The sequence below is a fragment of the Bacillus sp. EE-W1 genome (assembly GCF_009760835.1).
In the GTDB taxonomy this organism is placed as follows: Bacteria; Bacillota; Bacilli; order Bacillales; family Bacillaceae_G; genus Bacillus_A; species Bacillus_A wiedmannii.
The window spans coordinates 1-2,811 of the sequence record NZ_WIPE01000148.1 but is presented as its reverse complement, the minus strand read 5'-3'; the positions used below and the strand labels follow the sequence as shown (position 1 = coordinate 2,811).

The window sequence follows — 2,811 nt, the reverse complement described above, 5'->3', positions numbered from 1 at the left end:
CAAATGCTTCGTAAAATCGGTGTGCGCCGTAAATTATTAACAAAGTCAATTTATAAAGAAGTATTCTTAATATTCCTATTCCCAGCGATTGTAGGGATTGCACACGTATTAGTTGGTATGAACATCTTTTCGTTTATCCTAATCGATCCATATTTCCGTATTTGGCTTCCAATAATAATTTTCATAGTCATTTACTCAATTTACTACTTCATTACAGTTCAATTGTATAAAGGCATTGTTCTTCCGAAAGAAAACTAAACATAAAGTAACTTCAAAATCAACTTTTATTGTATATTTTGAAGTTACTTTTGTTTAATCCATTTTTTTCAGCACACTGCATCTAGATAATAAATCTATCAATCCCAACAAAACTTTATTAATTTCCTCTTTATTATTTAAACCGATGTTAAAAAACGTTTCTAACAAATAACAAAGATAACCATCAGAACTTCGAATATCCTCTCGCACCCCACCATGCATTTTAAAACATCCAATTTTCCCCTATTACAAACAATTTAATAGAACGCTCACTACTCTTTTTATCGATGTCTAAAAAAGCATCTAATAAAAAAATCCAGTAATTTAAACAGAACATACTGTAGTAACAATAAGAATACACCTTTTAAAGAACAAACAATCGAGCATAAAAATAAAATCTAAACAGCCTCCAAACAAAATAAAAGGCCAACAAATAATTTCACGTACTGTAGTTCATACAGAAAAACCAAAAGGGAAAAGACTATAATAGAAATATGTATTGGCATAGTGGACAAAGTACCAAATTAGCCCGTATTTAGTGTGATAGAATCACTGTTATCCCTTGGGAGTAGATCATATAATCGCTCTGCAGCTCCAGGGACGATTGATTGAATAAACTCCAAGTACAGCTCTTTTTGTTCTGTTGTACGACCAATAGCATTATTAAAAAGCAACAACAAAGTAGACAGTCCAGTTTGTCGTTGACTACCTTTACCGATCACATGGAGATATATTTGCTTTGATTTCTTTAGCACATTGTTTAACGTACTTCTTGGAATTCGCAACACTTCACATATTTCTTTTTGAGTAAAATATAAGAATCCTTTTTCGGTATTTTTTTGCACGTTTAAGAAGTCAATGATATCTTGTTCCCACTCATACCAATGACTACGTACACGATCCTTGCGTGCTTTCTTATGTTTATACCAATACTGTGATGGTACTAGAGTTGAAAATGTTACCTTTCTATCTGACCAAATTTCTAAAATTTGATTGATGTACTCTTTGTTTGCGCCTTTATATTTACCTGAAAAAGCACTACGAATAGCCTTTTGAATACTTGAATTTTTCAAAGGGCTTTTTAGGCTTGTATTAAATTCATCCAGTAAATTATATGCCTCATCTTGAGTCATTCTTGAAGAATAGCATGCTAACGCGAGCGTAAATACAGCATTATCACGTCCAAATACACCTTTTTGACCTCTGATATGTGTGCATGCTAATACCTTTTGCACCCATCCTTCAGTAATTTGCGTAGTTTTAATTTGCTTATTTGAAATAACCGTAAATACACTTCTACGATGGCCGATATCTTGATCTTTAGACCATTCAATTAAATGAGATAAATTACATGTACTGTTTGCATCAAACCATACTATGTTCTCTTCATTTGGCATACGGAAGAACCCGAAGTCATTACATGTCAAATCAACACCAGGTAAAAGGTCGCTTAGAGCTTTTCTGATGTTCTCACTGATTCTTTTTGCACTACGTAATCCCCGGAAATCGTTCTTATTCGAAATAAATAATGGTTTATCCAACACAAAATAAACCTGGTATCCCTTCACACTTTCAACAATAACTGTAGGCATTCCTAACTGCTTGTCCATTGCTGCAAGTACGATTTCCCCTGGATTAAGATCTTTTGTATCAATATCAACAGTAAAGCAATTAATTTGTTTTAGATTTCGTTCTTCATGCCCTTTAATGATTTTTCTGTTTCTATCTATGTATGTTCCCACTCTAAAAATATTCGGAGTCCAATGTGTAGCTTGTCCAATATGGTCCAGTACTGTTTCTTGAGAAGTCAATACAACTCCCTTTGTACCATATAAGTTCGTTAAATCTTCTTTTGTACGTGTAATAAATACAAATCTGTCATCCATTTTGATACTAGAATCCTGAGAATCTAACATGGATATGCTAGCTCTTGAGTTTTTATATTTATATTTTCGTAACCCATCATGTAAAATCAATTCGATTGCTTGCTGCGCTTTATCCATGTTAAATCTCCTTTCCACTAGATTTTTGACAATAAAAAAGGTGAGCAGTTATAACACTGCTCACCTCAAAAATTCTCCGGAAAGTAGATAAAAGACAGACTTTTCTCCGTATTCAAACAAACTTAAATACAGATTTCTACCTTTACAATCTAGCTCTAATTAACTATACTAAATACAGATATTTTTATATCTCTAATAACATAGTTAACTAGAACGGACGGAGAATTTTACATACTGGTCTTGCAGTGTGTAAATGGAATACAAGTTGTTGACAGCAACGTGTATTCACCGGGGAGTAAAGTTATTGTCAGTAACTCTACTTTTTCTGTCAGATTGGGACCTGAGAAATCTCAATTAGACAGCCGTTCTTTTTTTTATTTATTTTTTTACCATTTATTTATCTAATAAGCCCTTTATGTACAGTATCAAATTAAATCACTTTTTGTTGAAAAACTTGCTAATTCTTACATTACAGCAAGTTTTTTTGTTTGTAAACAGTGAAATTACGCGTAATTTAAATAATATCCCTATTTCCCTATTTCTATTTTTC

General features: G+C 32.5%; 1 protein-coding gene and 1 pseudogene. One reads left to right on the top strand and one right to left on the bottom strand.

Features of this window, described 5'->3' with window-relative positions:
* Nucleotides 1-258 (top strand): annotated as a pseudogene (locus GFJ36_RS28670) (ABC transporter permease); the annotation flags it as partial.
* A 524-nt stretch (nt 259-782) separates the two neighbouring features.
* Here the strand turns inward: GFJ36_RS28670 and GFJ36_RS28665 are convergent.
* Nucleotides 783-2,261 carry a primase C-terminal domain-containing protein gene (locus tag GFJ36_RS28665; RefSeq protein WP_098230887.1) on the bottom strand — a complete coding sequence of 493 codons (1,479 nt, stop codon included), beginning with the start codon at nt 2,259-2,261 and terminating at the stop codon, nt 783-785.
* Between the last annotated feature and the right edge of the window lie 550 nt (nt 2,262-2,811).